The 14,920-nt window shown below is 67.4% G+C and carries 13 protein-coding genes; 5 read left to right on the forward strand and 8 right to left on the reverse strand.

Annotated features, from left to right (window positions below; translation table 11 throughout):
* Positions 1-44: 44 nt before the first annotated feature.
* Complete coding sequence (locus tag AC3A6X_RS01230; protein ID WP_487841074.1) at positions 45-4,883, reverse strand: NAD-glutamate dehydrogenase; 4,839 nt, start codon at positions 4,881-4,883, stop codon at positions 45-47.
* 117 nt (positions 4,884-5,000) lie between these two features.
* Between AC3A6X_RS01230 and AC3A6X_RS01235 the strand changes: the two genes are divergently transcribed.
* Positions 5,001-6,017 (forward strand): class I fructose-bisphosphate aldolase, encoded by a 1,017-nt coding sequence (locus AC3A6X_RS01235; protein ID WP_487840455.1) that lies wholly within the window; start codon positions 5,001-5,003, stop codon positions 6,015-6,017.
* A 96-nt stretch (positions 6,018-6,113) separates the two neighbouring features.
* On the opposite strand, the gene AC3A6X_RS01240 is transcribed toward AC3A6X_RS01235, so the two are convergent.
* Together AC3A6X_RS01240 and AC3A6X_RS01245 are read right to left on the reverse strand one after the other, a co-directional pair.
* On the reverse strand, positions 6,114-6,746 hold the full coding sequence (locus AC3A6X_RS01240) for a class I SAM-dependent methyltransferase (protein WP_487840456.1): 633 nt from the start codon (positions 6,744-6,746) through the stop codon (positions 6,114-6,116).
* Positions 6,747-6,769: 23 nt separating this feature from the next.
* Positions 6,770-7,213: a CBS domain-containing protein gene (locus AC3A6X_RS01245; protein ID WP_106557212.1), complete on the reverse strand. Its 444-nt coding sequence runs from the start codon at positions 7,211-7,213 to the stop codon at positions 6,770-6,772.
* A 122-nt stretch (positions 7,214-7,335) separates the two neighbouring features.
* On the opposite strand from AC3A6X_RS01245, the gene AC3A6X_RS01250 reads away from it, so the two are divergent.
* Positions 7,336-8,127, forward strand: a complete 792-nt coding sequence (locus AC3A6X_RS01250) for an SDR family NAD(P)-dependent oxidoreductase (RefSeq protein ID WP_487840457.1) — start codon at positions 7,336-7,338, stop codon at positions 8,125-8,127.
* 168 nt (positions 8,128-8,295) lie between these two features.
* Here AC3A6X_RS01250 and AC3A6X_RS01255 read toward each other — a convergent pair whose 3' ends face one another.
* The gene (locus AC3A6X_RS01255; protein ID WP_487840458.1) at positions 8,296-8,496 is read right to left on the reverse strand and encodes a hypothetical protein; all 201 of its coding nucleotides are present in this window, start codon (positions 8,494-8,496) and stop codon (positions 8,296-8,298) included.
* Positions 8,497-8,653: 157 nt separating this feature from the next.
* Between AC3A6X_RS01255 and AC3A6X_RS01260 the strand changes: the two genes are divergently transcribed.
* Entirely contained in the window at positions 8,654-8,815 is a 162-nt protein-coding gene (locus tag AC3A6X_RS01260) for a hypothetical protein (RefSeq protein WP_487840459.1), read from the forward strand.
* A gap of 531 nt (positions 8,816-9,346) precedes the next feature.
* Here the strand turns inward: AC3A6X_RS01260 and AC3A6X_RS01265 are convergent.
* Positions 9,347-9,730 carry a hypothetical protein gene (locus AC3A6X_RS01265; RefSeq protein ID WP_487840460.1) on the reverse strand — a complete coding sequence of 128 codons (384 nt, stop codon included), beginning with the start codon at positions 9,728-9,730 and terminating at the stop codon, positions 9,347-9,349.
* Positions 9,731-10,092: 362 nt separating this feature from the next.
* Between AC3A6X_RS01265 and AC3A6X_RS01270 the strand changes: the two genes are divergently transcribed.
* Positions 10,093-11,718 (forward strand): hypothetical protein, encoded by a 1,626-nt coding sequence (locus AC3A6X_RS01270; RefSeq protein WP_487840461.1) that lies wholly within the window; start codon positions 10,093-10,095, stop codon positions 11,716-11,718.
* A 101-nt stretch (positions 11,719-11,819) separates the two neighbouring features.
* On the opposite strand, the gene AC3A6X_RS01275 is transcribed toward AC3A6X_RS01270, so the two are convergent.
* Entirely contained in the window at positions 11,820-12,155 is a 336-nt protein-coding gene (locus tag AC3A6X_RS01275; protein ID WP_487840462.1) for a tyrosine-type recombinase/integrase, read from the reverse strand.
* Positions 12,156-12,159: 4 nt separating this feature from the next.
* Positions 12,160-12,366 carry an integrase arm-type DNA-binding domain-containing protein gene (locus AC3A6X_RS01280; RefSeq protein WP_487841075.1) on the reverse strand — a complete coding sequence of 69 codons (207 nt, stop codon included), beginning with the start codon at positions 12,364-12,366 and terminating at the stop codon, positions 12,160-12,162.
* Positions 12,367-13,061: 695 nt separating this feature from the next.
* On the opposite strand from AC3A6X_RS01280, the gene AC3A6X_RS01285 reads away from it, so the two are divergent.
* Positions 13,062-13,382 (forward strand): tyrosine-type recombinase/integrase, encoded by a 321-nt coding sequence (locus AC3A6X_RS01285; protein WP_487840463.1) that lies wholly within the window; start codon positions 13,062-13,064, stop codon positions 13,380-13,382.
* Positions 13,383-13,746: 364 nt separating this feature from the next.
* Here AC3A6X_RS01285 and AC3A6X_RS01290 read toward each other — a convergent pair whose 3' ends face one another.
* Positions 13,747-14,919, reverse strand: a complete 1,173-nt coding sequence (locus tag AC3A6X_RS01290; protein WP_487840464.1) for a hypothetical protein — start codon at positions 14,917-14,919, stop codon at positions 13,747-13,749.
* Position 14,920 lies beyond the last annotated feature (1 nt).

Genomic DNA, 14,920 nt, shown 5'->3' on the forward strand with positions numbered 1-14,920 from the left:
CTCCCGGGGGAGGAGAACCGGCCGACGCCCGCAGCGCCGGCCCGCTAAGCCAGCGCCCGCAGCTCCCGCAGCGCCACTGCCAGCATCGCTGCGTCGGGCGCCGCCACCGCGCGCAGTTCGCCCATCAGTTGCGCCGCGCGCTCCAGCGTGCGGCCGTTGCTGGCCTGCCAGGCCTCGACCCGCGCGGCCGGCGATTCGCCCTCCCCGCCGGCCGTCAGGACCGCATGGGTGATGGCGCGCTGCAGGCCCGAAAGATCGTCCTGCATCGCCCCCTTGGCGAGCGCCTGCCAGTGCTGGTCGCCCGGCAGCGCGGAGATGCGGTCGCGCAGCCAGGGCATGCCGAGCCGGTTGGCGAGGTCGAAGTAGATCGCCGCCACCAGCTCCACCGGCCAGCGCGCGCTGCCGGCGATCTCGGCGATGTCGAGGGAGGCATAGAGCGTGCCGAAGTTGACCACGCGCTCCGCCAGCTCGCGCGGGACGCCCCGGCCCGTGTAATGAGCCGCCGCCGCATCGACGCGAGCGCGCTCGTCGGCATCGAGCAGCTGCGGCAGTCGCGCCGACAGCGCCTCGACGTTGGCCTTGAAGTGCTCGATGGTCGAGGCCATGTCCTCGGTCAGGCGGCGCGAGCGCAGGAACCACATGGTGCCGCGCTCCAGCTGGCGGCTGGTGTCGATCAGCATGCCGGACTGCACCGCGTCGTCGACCCGGTTGTCCAGCGCCTCGAGGGACTGCCACAGCGGCACCATGCCGAAGATCTCGCGCGACAGCAGGTAGGCGCGCACCACCTCGAAGGCGCGCGCGCCGGTGGTCTCGACCAGCCGGTGCACGAAGGTGCTGCCGACCCGGTTGACCGTGCTGTTGGTGACGTGCGTGGCGATGATCTCGCGCTTGAGCGGATGGCGCGGCATCCAGGCCGCGAACTTCTGGCGCAGCAGCTCGGGGAAGTAGCGCTCCAGCGCGGTCGCGACCCAGGGGTCGTCGGGCAGCGGCGATTCGAGCAGCTCGTCGTAGAGCCAGATCTTGCTGTAGGCCAGCACCACCGCGCGCTCCGGGCTGGTGAGGCCCTGGCCCTGGGCCCGGCGCTCGGCCAGTTCCTCGTCGGCCGGCAGGTACTCGATGGCGCGGTTCAGCCGCCCGGCCTTCTCCAGGTACTGCATGAAGCGCGTCTGCGCATCGAGCAGCTGCGGCGCGATGCGGCCGGTGACCGAGAGCACCTGGGTCTGGAAGACGTTGTCGCGCAGCACCAGCGCGGCAACGTCGTCGGTCATCTCCGGCAGGATCGCGTTGCGCTGCTTCTCGGTGAGCTCGCCCTCGGTGACCGGCAGGCCCAGCAGGATCTTGATGTTGACCTCGTGGTCGGAGGTGTCGACGCCGGCCGAGTTGTCGATCGCATCGGTGTTGATGCGCCCGCCCGCGCGCGCGAACTCGATGCGCCCGAGCTGCGTGCAGCCCAGGTTGCCGCCCTCGGCGAAGACCTTGCAGCGCAGCTCCCGGCCGTTGACGCGCAGCGCGTCGTTGGCGCGGTCGCCGACCTGGGCGTGGGTCTCGCTGGCCGCCTTCACGTAGGTGCCGATGCCGCCGTTGTAGATCAGCGCCACCGGCGCCTTGAGGATGGCATTGACGAGCTCGGTGGGGGTGAGCGCATCGGCCTGGACGTCCAGCACCTGCTTCACCTGCGGCGTGAGCGGGATCGACTTGGCGCTGCGCGCATGGATGCCGCCGCCCTCGGAGATCAGCGTCGCGTCGTAGTCGGCCCAGGAGGAGCGCGGCAGCTTGAACAGGCGCTCGCGCTCGGCGAAGCTCTTCGCCGCATCGGGTGCCGGGTCCAGGAAGATGTGCCGGTGGTCGAAGGCCGCCACCAGCAGGATGTGCGGCGACAGCAGCATGCCGTTGCCGAACACGTCGCCCGACATGTCGCCGATACCGGCGACCGTGAACTCGGTGCTCTGGGTGTCGATGCCCATCTCGCGGAAATGCCGCTTGACCGACTCCCAGGCGCCGCGCGCGGTGATGCCCATGGCCTTGTGGTCGTAGCCCACCGAGCCGCCCGAGGCGAAGGCATCGCCCAGCCAGAAGCCGTACTCCTTGCTGATGCCGTTGGCGTAGTCGCTGAAGGTGGCGGTGCCCTTGTCGGCCGCGACCACCAGGTAGGGGTCGTCGGGGTCATGGCGCCGCACCTGCGGCGGCGGCACGACCGCCGTGCCCGCCAGGTTGTCGGTGATGTCGAGCAGGCCGCGCAGGTAGTCCTGGTAGCAGGCCACGCCCTCGCGCATGTAGGCCTCGCGGTCGCTCGCCGCCGGCGCGCGCTTGAGCACGAAGCCGCCCTTGGAGCCGACCGGCACGATCACGATGTTCTTGACCATCTGCGCCTTGACCAGGCCCAGCACCTCGGTGCGGAAGTCCTCCGGCCGGTCCGACCAGCGCAGGCCGCCGCGCGCCACCCGGCCGCCGCGCAGGTGCACGCCCTCGAAGCGCGTCGAGTACACGAAGATCTCGAAGAGCGGCTTGGGCGCCGGCAGGTCGGGCACCTTGGCCGCATCGAACTTGAAGGACAGGAAGCCGCGCCGCCGGCCGCCCGCATCGCGGCGCCAGTAGTTGGTGCGCAGGGTGGCCTGGATCAGCGCCAGGTACTGGCGCAGCACGCGGTCTTCGGACAGGTTGGACACGTCGTCCAGCGCCGCCTCGATCTCGCGCACCTTGTCTTCCTCGCGCGCCTGTGCGTCGGGCGCCGGCTGCGGGTCGAAGCGCAGCTTGAAGAGCTCGACCAGCAAGCGCGCGATGCCGGCATGATTGGCCAGCGTGCCCTCGATGAAGGACTGCGAGAGCGCAAAGCCGATCTGCCGCATGTACTTGGCGTAGGCCCGCAGCAGCACGATCTCGTGCACCGGCAGTTGCGCGGCCAGCACCAGGCGGTTGAAGTCGTCGTTCTCGACCTCGCCGGCGAGCACCGCACCGAAGGCTTCCTCGAACACCGGGCGCAGCGCATCGACCTCGATCTCGCTGTCGCCCGAAGCGGCCTGCAGGCCGAAGTCGTGGACCCACACCGGCGACTCGCCCTGCGGTGCGACACGGTGCGGATGCTCGTCGAGCACCTTCAGGCCCAGGTGCTCGAGCATCGGCAGGCTGGACGACAGCGTGAGCGGCTCGCCGCGGCGCAGCACCTTGAAGCGCAGCGTGCCGGGGGGCGCTTCCAGCGGCCGGTACAGGTTCATGCCAAGGCGCTGCTCGTCGCTGAGGCGCGCCATCAGCTCGATATCGTGCACCGCGGCGCGGGCCGCGAACTCGTCGCGGTAGCCGGGCGGGAAGGCGGTGCCGAAGCGCCGCAACAGCGCATTGCCCTGCGCCTCGCCGGTGGCCTCGAGCAGCGCCGTCTTCAGGTCGTCGTCCCAGCGCCGGGCCGCCGCCACCAGCTTCTCCTCGAGGTCGCGCACGTCGAAGAAGGGAATGCTGCCGGGCTTGGTGCGCACGGTGATCTGGATGCGCGCCAGCACCGATTCCGACAGGTGCACGTTGAACTCGGAGCTGGTGCCGTTGAACTCGCGCATCAGGATGTCCTGCCACTTCTGGCGCAGCTCGGTGGTGTAGTTCTCGCGCGGCGCGTAGATCAGGCAGGACAGGAAGCGCTCGAAGGGATCGCGCCGCACGAACAGCCGGAAGCGCTGGCGCTCGCCCAGGTGCAGGATGCCCATCGCAGTCTGCAGCAGGTCGTCGTCGCCGGTCTGGAACAGCTCGTCGCGCGGGTAGGTCTCGAGGATGTTGATCAGCGCCTTGCCCGAGTGGCTGCCCGCCGCGAGGCCCGCGCGCTCGACCACGCTGGCGATCTTGCGCCGCAGCAGCGGAATCTCGGCCGGGCTGGCGCTGTAGGCAGCGGAGGTGAAGAGGCCGAGGAAGCGGTCCTCGCCGCACACCTCGCCCTTGTCGTCGAAGCGTTTGACGGCCACGTAGTCGAGATGGCCGGGCCGGTGAACGGTGGAGCGCGAGGCAGACTTGGTCACCACCAGCAGCTCGGGCCGGCGGGCATAGGCGCGCACCTCGGGCGGCAAGGCGGCGAAGGCAGCCGCGCCGTCGGACTTGTCGGGTGTCTCGCGCAGGATGCCGAGGCCGGAGCCGGGCACCACCTTCAGGCCATCCTCGCCATCGAGCCGCACCAGCTCGTGACTGCGGCAGCCGAGGAAGGTGAAATGGTTGTCGGCCAACCAGCGCAGGAAGGCCTGGCCCTCGGCCAGCTCCTGCGGCGGGATCGGCGGCGGGCGATCGTCCAGACCCTGCACGATCGCGAGCACGCGCTCCCGCATGGCCTTCCAGTCGGCCACAGCCTGGCGCACGTCGTCGAGCACGCGCTCGAGATCGGCGGCCAGCGCCTCCATCCGCGCCGGCTCCGGCACGCGGTCGACCTCGACATGGATGAAGGACTCGCGGCGCGCGTCCGGCGATGCGCCCGCCTCGGCCGCCAGTCCCCGCAGCACGCCGTCGGCGCCGCGCTCGACGGCCACCAGCGGGTGAATGATCAGGTGCAGCGTCAGGCCGTGTCGGTTGACTTCCATCGTCACCGAGTCGACGAGGAAGGGCATGTCGTCATTGACCATCTCGATGATGGTGTGGGTCGACTGCCAGCCGTGCTCCGCGATGGTCGGGTTGAAGACCCGCAGCTTCGGGCGCCCCGGCTCGCGCTTGCGCGCGAAGCTCCAGTGCGAGAGCGCGGCGCCGTAGAGATCGGCCACCGGCCGCTCGTCCAGGTCCTCCGGGTCGACCTGGCCGAAGTAGCGGCGCACGAAGCCGCACACCTCCTCCACCGATTCGGCCGGGAGCTTGGCTCGTACCAGGTGCTCCACTTCGTCCAGGCGCTCCTGCCTGCGCCCCGCTTCCGTCGTCTGCGCGGTCATCAGCATGCTTGTCTCCGGTTTTGCGTCCGTAATCTACATCGCAATTGGGTCCGAAGGATGACTTGCATTGCAGGGCCGGCCGTCGGAGACTGGTGGGCTCCAAATAGGGGACACGCCATGACGACTGAACTTCAAGCCACCGTGGACGGGCTGGTGCAGAAGGGCAAGGGCATTCTGGCCGCCGACGAAAGCGGCCCGACGATCGCCAAGCGCTTCAAGGCGATCGGCGTCGAGTCGACCGAGGAAAACCGGCGCGCCTGGCGCAGCCTGATGCTGGCGACGCCGGGGCTCGGGCAGTACATCAGCGGCGTCATCCTGTACGAGGAGACGCTGGGCCAGTGCGCCGACGACGGCGAGCCGCTGCCGAAGCTGGCCGCGCGGCAGGGCATCGTGCCGGGCATCAAGGTCGACGCCGGCAAGGGCCCGCTGGCGCTGGCACCCGGCGACGAGATCACGCAGGGCCTGGACGGGCTCGAGCAGCGCCTCGAGCGCTACAGGCAGCAAGGCGCGCGCTTCGCCAAGTGGCGTGCCGTCTACAACGTCTCCGACCAGCTTCCGAGCCGGGCCGCGATCGAGGCCAACGCCGAGGCGCTCGCGCGCTATGCCGCGATCTGCCAGGCACAGGACGTGGTGCCGATCGTCGAGCCCGAGGTGCTGATCGACGGCGATCACACGCTGGCGCGCTGCGCCGAGGTCACGCAGGCCGTTCTACAGGCGGTGTTCGTCGCCTTGCATCGCCACGGCGTGGCGCTCGAGCACATGCTGCTGAAGCCGAGCATGGTGGTGCCCGGCAAGGCGCACGCGGCGCAGGCCCAGCCGGCCGAGGTGGCCGCGCAGACGCTGCGCGTGCTGCGGCGCACGGTGCCGGCGGCGGTGCCCGGCATCAACTTCCTCTCCGGCGGCCAGGCGCCGGCCGAGGCGACGGCCAATCTGGATGCGATGAACCGGCTGGGGCCTCATCCGTGGCGGCTGAGCTTTTCCTACGGACGTGCGCTGCAGGACACCGCGATGCAGGCCTGGCGGGGCGACGCGGCGCATGCGCAGCTTGCTCAGCAGGCGCTGCTCAAGCGCGCCAGGTTGAACGGCGCAGCATCCATCGGCGAGTACGGCGCTTCGATGGAGGCTGCCGACTAGGGGTGTCGCTCGCCACAGCGGATAGGCCCGGTGCCCTCACCCTAGCCCTCTCCCAGAGCGAGAGGGAACAAGGCAGGCACGCCACCGCAGGTCACTTCAGCCCATCGGCTTGCGCCACACGCTTGCCAGCCACGGCTGCTGCTCACGCGGCAGGCCGGCCGGGCGGTAGTAGTGCGAGAGCGCCACGAAGCCCGCGCCCGACACATAGCCCTGCCAGGCCTCCAGATCGTGAAAGGCGCTGTAACGCGCGCCACTCCAGCCTTCCTGGCCTTCGCCGCGCGGGTTCGAGCTGAACAGCACGCCGCCCGGCTTCAGCGTTGCGTGCAGTTCCCGCAAGACGCGCGGCAACTCCTGCGCAGGGACGTGGAACAGCGCCGCATTCGCGAACACGCCGTCGAAGCGGGCCGGCGGCAGATCCAGCGCGAGGAAATTCTGCTCCAGCACCTCGCAGCCGCTGTGAGCGCGCGCCATCTCCGCCAGCCGCGCAGCGCCCTCCAGCCCGATCGCGAGATGCCCGAGCCGCTTGAAGGTCAGCAGGTCGCGTCCGGGCCCGCAGCCGAAATCCAGAATGACGAATGGCGGCGGCGCCTCGATGGCCTGGAGCAGCGCGGCGACGTTCTGGCTCACATCGTGATCGCGCGTCGCGGCCCAGAAGTCCTCGGCCCCCCGGTCGTAGTGGGAGAGCGTCGAGGCGGCGATCCGCTCGAGGTCTTCGGCTGTCAGCGGCATGGGGTGGCAGGGCGGCCGAACGCTCAGGCGTGCTCGCCCGTGATGTAGTGCTGCAGCTGTTCGATGATGAACTTCTGCTCCGAGATGATGCCCTTGACCAGGTCGCCGATCGAGATCAGGCCGACCAGCCGATTGTCGTCGTCGAGCACCGGCAGGTGGCGCACGCGGTTCTCGGTCATCACTGCCATGCACTCCTCGCTGCTCTGCGCGGGATGCACGTAGATGACCGAAGAGGTCATGATCTCGCGCAGGCGGGTTTCCTTGGACGAGCGCGCCAGCAGCACGACCTTGCGCGCGTAGTCGCGCTCACTGAGCATGCCGACGATGCGCTCGCCCTCCATCACCAGCAGGGCGCCGATGTTCTTCTGCGCCATCAGCGCGACGGCTTCGTACACCGAGGCGTCGGGCCCGATGCTGTGCACGGCCTGGTCGCCTTTTTCCTTGAGGATTTCTGCCACGGTCTTCATCGCTTGTGTCTCCGAACAGGACGTTGTGCCTGCATGACAACACAGGCCGGGCGCGCTCGGCAAGTCCCTCTTTGGGCCTCACCTAAGATCTTCCCGTTCGGCGACTCGACCCCGGAGGCTTCATGGATCTTCAACTGGGCGGCAAGCACGTCCTCATCACCGGCGGCAGCCGCGGCATCGGCCTCGCCTGCGCGCGCGAATTCCTGCGCGAAGGTGCGCAGGTCAGCCTGGCCGGGCGCAGCCAGGCGCATCTGGACGCGGCACTCGCGCAGCTGCGGGCGGAGGGCCATGCCGCGGTGCGCGGGCACAGCGCGGACCTGGGCGATGCGCAGGCCGCGCTCGCGATGCTGGACGCGGCCGAAGCCGGCCTCGGGCCGGTAGACGTGCTGGTCAATTCGGCCGGCGCGGCACGGCGCACGCCCTTCGGCGAGCTGCAGCCGCAGGCCTGGCAGGACGCGATGCAGGCCAAGTTCTTTACCTACATCCACGTGATGGACCCGGCGATCAAGCGCATGGCCGAGCGCGGCGCGGGCGCGATCGTCAACATCATCGGGATGGGGGGCAAGGTCGCCGCCCCCACTCACCTGGCCGGCGGCGCGGCCAACGCGGCGCTGATGCTGGCCACCGCGGGCCTGGCTGCCGCCTACGGGCCGCGCGGGGTGCGGGTGAACGCGGTCAATCCCGCGATGACTTTGACCGAGCGCATGGCCGAAGGACTGGCGGCCGAGGCCCGCCTGCGCCAGCGCAGCGAAGAGGAGGTGCGGCGTGATGCCGAGGCGCGCATGCCGCTCGGGCGCATCGCGACGCCGGAAGACATCGCCAATGCAGTGGTCTTCCTCAGTTCGCCGCGCGCGGGCTATATCTCAGGCGCCATCGTTTCGATGGACGGGGCAGCGACGCCGCTAGTGATCTGAGGGCGGGCACCGCGGGGAACGAAAGGTAGCGACAGTCGCCGGCATCGAGGAACCGCCCAGCAAGGGCGGATGCCGAAGCAACCTCTACCAGCGCCGAGCGACTGTCTGCATTCATATTGGGCGGCCAGTCTTAGGCCAGACTTAAGAATCGGCGGCCGGTGCCGGGGCTTAGCCCAGCGCGCGAGCAAGATTCAGCAGGGACCAGCCGAAGCCGACCATGAGTGCCGTGATCAGCAAGGCCTTGACCCACACCCGCTCCGGCTTCCGCCGATGGAAGGGACCGGAGATCGGGTTGAATGAAGAGGCGCGGGGCTCCCGGTCGGGCCTGTCGGTCCACCAGCCCAGGTTGGTGTCGTGTTCGTCGTTCATGTGTTCCCTCGGTGATGGACGAATCTTGAGCCAATTTGTAGTACTTTGGTAGCGCATTAGATCGATCAAAGTGCCCAGAATGTGAAACTTTCCCATTCTTCGTACTCTTGTCTTATAGTTGGCACGCCTTCGATGACCGGGACGAGGAATACCAACCATGAACGTGATCTCCGACGAGCATGTCCCTTCAGCCAACTTCGAACCCGTCAGCCCGCCGCTGGCGAGCGCACCTTGGTCCGATATCCTGATCGAGGCAGGCTTTGTCGGCGCCGTTTTCCTGGTGCTGGCCCTCGTCGTCGTTGCGTCCGTCGGGCGGTAAGCAGCGGATTCCGAATCTCTCAGACGGAGCAACGGCTTGTCTTCAAAGTCCGACCCGGACAACTTGCCCGGCGCGCGTCGGCGAAGGCTGACTCGCGCTGAATGGATCGCTCGTCTCCGGCACGCGTCTATGGCGGAACGGCAAGCCAACCCGGAGCCGCGCTTGCCGGAAAACCCGGCGTCGGGCGAACCCAAAAGGATCGACAGCGGCCAAAAGGCCTCTCCGGCCGAATAGTGTTCGCCGTCTGCAGGCCGTAGCCAACAAAAAGCCCAAGAGGCTTGGTCCTCTTGGGCTTTTTGCGTTGATTCGGAAGCCTTTGCGGGGCGTCCTGGGAGGGTGTCGCCCTAATGTCCGGCTGCAACCCGCATGGATGCTCGCATGCCGCAAAGCACTGATCGCGAGATGCCCCCACAAGGATGCCCCCAATCCTTCGAGTGAGCCAGTGCCCCCGAGGCGGCCGCGCGATGCCTCGCACTCTGCACCTCTTGCCGATCGCGACGTCGGAAACCCCGAACTCCTCCGCAAGCTGCGTCAAAGGTTTGGCCCAGACCAGCCGCTTGAGCTCTTCGTCGCTCGGGCCCTGAAAAACTCGCCCCAGCGAGGGTGCTGGACTCTCAAAGCCTCGAGCCGCTCCTTCTCGGCCTGCTTGTGCGTCTTCCACGCCGCCGCAGATTCCGCGGCCCTGCGCTGTTGTGCCGCCCCCTCCTCCTCCAACGCTTTCGCAACGCACCGGTGAGGCGCCGCAACGAACTCGACCACGACGAGCCGGAAGCTCAGGAGCGTCGAGGCATGCTTCGGGTCGTGGACACCGATGGTGAGGAACAGCGGATTGAGGGCGACATTGAAGTCCTTGATCCGCCTGGCCCACGCCCGATACACGCGCTCCCAGTCCCAGCCTTTGACGAACTCCTCCATCTCACGCTCGCGCTGCTGCAACCGGAGCCGTTGCTGCTGCCCCCAACTATCGACCGCACGTTTTGGCATAAGCCGAGCGCCGCCTGCAACCAAAAGCCGCATCCTAGCGAAAGCCAAGGAGGCCGAGGGCAGCGCGCTCGCTCCGCGGACCTTGTCACGGACGCGTCATGTGGATCTCGACGCCGTGAAGACACGCGCGGCCGAGCTTTTGGGGAAACAGAATCTCCTGAACGCGCCTCAGTAGGCCCAGCCACCCGGGGCGGATCTCAATGGTGGACAATGCAGCCCGCACGACCGGTAGTCTCCCGTAGAGCCTTAAAACGGCTGGCCGCGCCTACGATGCGCCACCAGCTCCCCCAAAAATGCTCTCTCGTCGCGGCGGAAGCGCGTCCATCGGCATTGTGATCGAAAGGGCAGCCAGTCGGCCGGCGAACCCGCCTGCGGAGATCGCCGGCCTCTGGCTGGTCGCGATCGCCCTCGCCGCCCTCTTCACTGCCTTCCAGATCCAGTCGTCGCTGCACAGCGGGCAGCTGTCGCTGCCCGTCACCTATGACGATGTCGGGTACTTCAATGATGCCCTGGCTCGGCTCGAGACCCTGTACCGCGATGGCGGCCGGGCGTTCCTCTCGACCTTCTGGGCGAACCCGCCGCACGCCCCGCTGCAGACGCTGCTGACCCTCGGCGCCTTCGGCCTGTTCGGTCCTCAGCACTGGGCCGGCGCGGCGATGAACGCGGTTCCTCTGGCCCTCCTCCTGCGCCTCATGCTGGGCTACGCATGCCGCGCGCTGCCGCTGTCTACCTCGGCCGTCCTCGCGGCTGCATTCCTCGGCTTCCCGCTGCTGGGCCTGCTGGTGCTCGAATGCCGGCCGGACATGCTGTGCGCGCTGCTCACGGCCGCTGGCGCCCTGATCGTGGCTGCAGACCCGCGCTGGCGCGATGGCGACCGGCAGACCCTGGCCATCAGCACGGCGCTGTTCGTCGGCGCCCTGCTGGCCAAGCCCACCCTGGCGCCCGTGACGGCTGTTGTCTTCGGCACGGCCGCGCTGTCAGCCATCCTGCAGGCCCAGGACCGCAAGCGAGCCATGCGCCTGGCGCTCATCTGCGGCGGCATCGCGGCGCTGCTGGCGCTGCCCTACTACCTTGCGGTGCTTCCGCGCCTGTACGCCTACATCACAGTCAACGCCTTCGGCTCGAATGCCAGCATCTGGCGCGCGAATCTCCCGTGGTCGGAGCACGCCGCCTACTACCTGACCGGCTACGGCGGGAAGGCCGCGATCGGCAAGCCCTGGCTCGTGCTGTGCGGCTCGCTGCTGCTGGTCGCCTCCTTCCCACTCCGCCGCGCAGCGCTCGCGGTCTTGCCGGTGGTGCTGGTCGCCTTCGCCAGCGTGACCGTGCCGAGCATGAAGAGCCCGTTTCTTGGCGTGATCGTGGGCGCCTTCTTGCTCGGGGTCGCCGTGATCCTCACCGTCTCCCTTCTGGCCCGGCTGCCGCAGCGCGTGGCGCTCGCCGGCGCGGTCGTCTTGCTGGCGTTCTCCGCGGCCGCCTGGCGCCCGGCTTTCCTTCGCCTGCGAGGCTTCGACGTGCCGATCACCCAGGCCGAGCACTTCAAGAGGATCTACACCCAGACGGCGGATGCGCTTGTCGCGATCCCAGACCTCGCAAACCGAAGGCTCTATTTCCCCGTCATCACGCCATATCTCAACCAGGAAAACATCGAGTTTGAACTGCGCCGTCGCGAGCTCCCTGTTCCTATTCAGATGCCAGCGATCTACCACGATGCAGACATCGCATCGCACCGGAAGGCCATCGCACAAGCTGACGTGGCGGTTCTGTTTTCCGATGACAGCACACTGCCTGGTTCATGGCCGGCCAGCGGGGCGATCCGCAAGGAGATCAACGCCGCGGCGGCGGAGCAATTCGAGCCAGTCGCCAAGATCGACGGCGGCCCGTACCCCGGTCAGGTGATGGTTTTCATGCGGAAGAAATGAGAAAAGGCCCCCGGCCCGGTTCAACTGGTTATTTGCCTGGCGCCAGCCGCAGTGCGCGCCGATCAACTCCCCGGTACGGACGAAGGTCAGCGCCATGAGCTTCATGGCCAGCGCGTGGCCGGCGTGCCCTGATACGCCTCGATCTTGCGCAGCAGCTCGGGCATCTCCCGCGGCTCGATCCGGGCATAGTGCTTCTTGCTACGCGGCTTCAGCGCATCGGACGGCCGCACATCGGTCGCGGGGTTGCGCTCGAGCAGCCCATGGGCCACCGCGTATCGGAAGACCTGGCTGCAGGTCTGCCAAGCTCGCTTCGCGATGTCCACCGCGCCGCGGGTTTCGATCTTCTTCGCAACCGCCAGCAGCTGCGCGGCGGTGATGGTGGCAATCGGGCGCGCGCCCAGGTCCGGAAAGACATCAGCCTCAAGCCGGCGAATCACGTATTCAGCATGGCGCGGGGGATTTACCGGTCTTCCAGTGCTCGTGCCAAGCCCGGGCGACCGCCTCGAACGAGTTGCCCTCGCGCACGCGCGATGCCAGCTTCACATCGGCCTTCACTTGCGCGGGATCGCTGCCGGCCTTCAGGATGTTGCGTGCGTCGTCGCGGGCCCGCCGCGCCTGCGCCAGTGCGACCGCCGGATAGATCCCGATCGCGAGGCGCTTCTTCTTGCCGTTGAAGCGGTACTTCCAGCGCCAGAGCTGCTGCCCCCGGCAGTGACCTCGAGGTACAGGCCGCCGCTGTCAGCGAAGCGTTGCTAGGGTCTACCTTCAGCGCACTTGGCGGTCTTGCATGCAGTGTCTGTAAGGGCCATCTGGGGCATTTTCGAGGGGGCATGGCACTGAATGCGCCTGAGTGCCCCCAAATGTGCCCCCATTTTGCATGGGGCTGTCAAAGCACTGGACGGTACGACCGGACAAGAAAAAGCCCCGTCGGGCGGGGCTTTCCAGGGGTTTCGCCGCAATTTTGGTACTGGGCGGAACTGATCCTTGGCGGGAGGGTGACGGACGAACGTCATGCTGTAGACCGCATGGAATCTAGGCTTCCAAGTCTTCTCGATCGACAAATGCCCCCATCGATGCCCCCAATTCATTCGGCTGCGCCGCTTCGGTGATCGACCGCACGGTGTAGAGCTTCGAGCAGGTGCCAGGCCAGTTGCCCTGCAGGTACAGTTCCCGACCATCCGGCCACGGCCGGCCGCCAACCTCGGAGGGGACCATGGGATCGATGAGTATCTGGCGCTGGCTGCCGTGTTGTTCTGGCTGGTGGTCAGCCTCGTGCCTGGCTGGCGCATCGGCGCATCGCCACCAAGGCGGGCTTTCACGGCGCGTGGTCGTTGCTACTACTGGTGCCACTGCTGAACCTGCTGATCGTCCGGGTGTTTGCATTCGTGCGCTCGCCTGGGTTCATGAGCGAGAACACCATCGGCTGCATGCTGGTACGGATGGGTTACCAGGGCCGGCAGACCCGGCACGGCTTCCGGGCCTCTGCGCGCAGCCTGCTTTCCGAACGGGGCTGGAGAGTGGCCGCGCTGGAGCATCAGCTTGACCACGCGGAGCGCTCGAAGGTGGTGGCCGCCTACGCTCGCAGCGAGCACCTGGGCGAGCGCCGCAAGATCATGGATGACTGGGGTGCGCTGGTGACTTCGCTGGAGACCGGCAACAGCTGAGTGTCGCTCGGCAAGAAGGCTGCCTAAAATACTGGCAACCACGCGCTGTGAAACCGATCCAAAGATCGGCTGTACACGGCATGAATGCTGGGCTTTGCCAATTCGGAAAAACTACCGTACCCCCGTTGTACCCCGACCGCGCGTTGCCCCGCCTTGCGCCACAACATAGGCCTCCGCTTCGACCGATGCAGCGCAACTTACGAGGTGTTCGGCAGCTTTCGGACCGCCACCAGGATGGCGCCTGCGGCGCCGCAGCAGCTGCATTCGATGTCTGTGGACGCCAGTGCTCGCAATGCGTTGGGGGACACCCGTCAGTTCAGCATGGCGGACCGGACTCCATAGGGATCGCTCGTGCACTCCCCGCTCACTTCGGCGCTCCATATGCTTCACCCGTGAGCAACAGCAGCGAAACTTCCGGTTTGGACTGGCGCAGGGCATTGACCGACGCTATATAGCGCCTAGGCTCAGCGTGGGGAATCGCCACCCCATACTTGGCGTTCCAGTCCACCGGCCGCATCTCGAAACAAGCCAAGCCTGTCCCAAGGGTAATCAGTTTGCTGCCCAATGGCGTCATCACTAGCCGACATCCGCCCAGGATCGACATGCTGTTCTGGTAGCGCTTCATCGCCCCCAAGAGTTGCCGGTAAGCTTCGAACGGGTGTGACTCCTGAGCATACAGGATGTTCGACGTCGGCGTCCTGCGGCTATCGAACAGCGGCTCCCGGTATTCAACCAGTAACCGATCGGCGCGGCGCGGGTCCTTCGACGGATGTGGCACTACCGGGCAGACCTCGGCCTCCGTCGGAATCGAAGCTGCGATCTTCTGCAACTGGTTCACCCGCCCTTCGCCGAGCACCGGAAACCACACGAGTGGCCAGTCCTGCACGCTTTCGAGCTGCCAGGTCGCGAAAAACCCCGGAATGTTCACGAGGTCGTTGCTGGGGTCTTCGGCCCGGATTTGTCCGTCCAGCTTGGCATCCTCGGCGACTAGCACTTGGAAATTGACGCCATTGGCATAGAGCGGGTGGGCCGCGCCCTCCACCGGCACCTTATCGGGCACGAGCCTTTGCAGGATATTTGTAAGCAGTGCAAGATAGGTCGCGCGGGGCAGCGAGCTGACGTCAAGGACGATGTCCGTCTTGCCGTCGATCTCGTCGAGAACGGCCTTGACCCGCTGGCGCAGCGCGTCGCTGGCGCTAGCCTCTTCCTCGCCCTCAGCCTGCGCGATAGTCACCGTGGCCGTTTCGCCCAGAGGGGCGAATACCGCCTGCAGTGCTGCGGCGTTTTCCTGCGTGAGCGTCTCGATCTCGTCTTCCAACTCATAGCCCTGAAAGCCCAGCAGCAGCAGTTTGGCGCTCACGGTCTTCCTTCCCGCGCCTTGCTGACCCGCCACGAACTCGCGCATTACCGACTGCGCACGCACGTCGAAGCCTCGGCCGGCGATGTACAGCAGTTTGACCGGTCGGTCCTTCAGCAGGTCGTCCCACAGTTCGTGGACGCCATCGCCGCGGCGAAAGACATAGTGATCCCAAAGCATG

The sequence above is a fragment of the Variovorax sp. Soil_C_12 genome, from assembly GCF_057657375.1.

What these genes read in the sequence shown, in the direction of transcription:
- AC3A6X_RS01230 (WP_487841074.1), bottom strand. Translation starts at nt 4,883, where the DNA reads ATGACCGCGCAGACGACGGAAGCGGGGCGCAGGCAGGAGCGCCTGGAC.
- AC3A6X_RS01235 (WP_487840455.1), top strand. Translation starts at nt 5,001, where the DNA reads ATGACGACTGAACTTCAAGCCACCGTGGACGGGCTGGTGCAGAAGGGC.
- AC3A6X_RS01240 (WP_487840456.1), bottom strand. Translation starts at nt 6,746, where the DNA reads ATGCCGCTGACAGCCGAAGACCTCGAGCGGATCGCCGCCTCGACGCTC.
- AC3A6X_RS01260 (WP_487840459.1), top strand. Translation starts at nt 8,654, where the DNA reads ATGAACGTGATCTCCGACGAGCATGTCCCTTCAGCCAACTTCGAACCC.
- AC3A6X_RS01270 (WP_487840461.1), top strand. Translation starts at nt 10,093, where the DNA reads ATGCTCTCTCGTCGCGGCGGAAGCGCGTCCATCGGCATTGTGATCGAA.
- AC3A6X_RS01250 (WP_487840457.1), top strand. Translation starts at nt 7,336, where the DNA reads ATGGATCTTCAACTGGGCGGCAAGCACGTCCTCATCACCGGCGGCAGC.
- AC3A6X_RS01265 (WP_487840460.1), bottom strand. Translation starts at nt 9,730, where the DNA reads ATGGAGGAGTTCGTCAAAGGCTGGGACTGGGAGCGCGTGTATCGGGCG.
- AC3A6X_RS01245 (WP_106557212.1), bottom strand. Translation starts at nt 7,213, where the DNA reads ATGAAGACCGTGGCAGAAATCCTCAAGGAAAAAGGCGACCAGGCCGTG.
- AC3A6X_RS01290 (WP_487840464.1), bottom strand. Translation starts at nt 14,919, where the DNA reads ATGCTTTGGGATCACTATGTCTTTCGCCGCGGCGATGGCGTCCACGAA.
- AC3A6X_RS01255 (WP_487840458.1), bottom strand. Translation starts at nt 8,496, where the DNA reads ATGAACGACGAACACGACACCAACCTGGGCTGGTGGACCGACAGGCCC.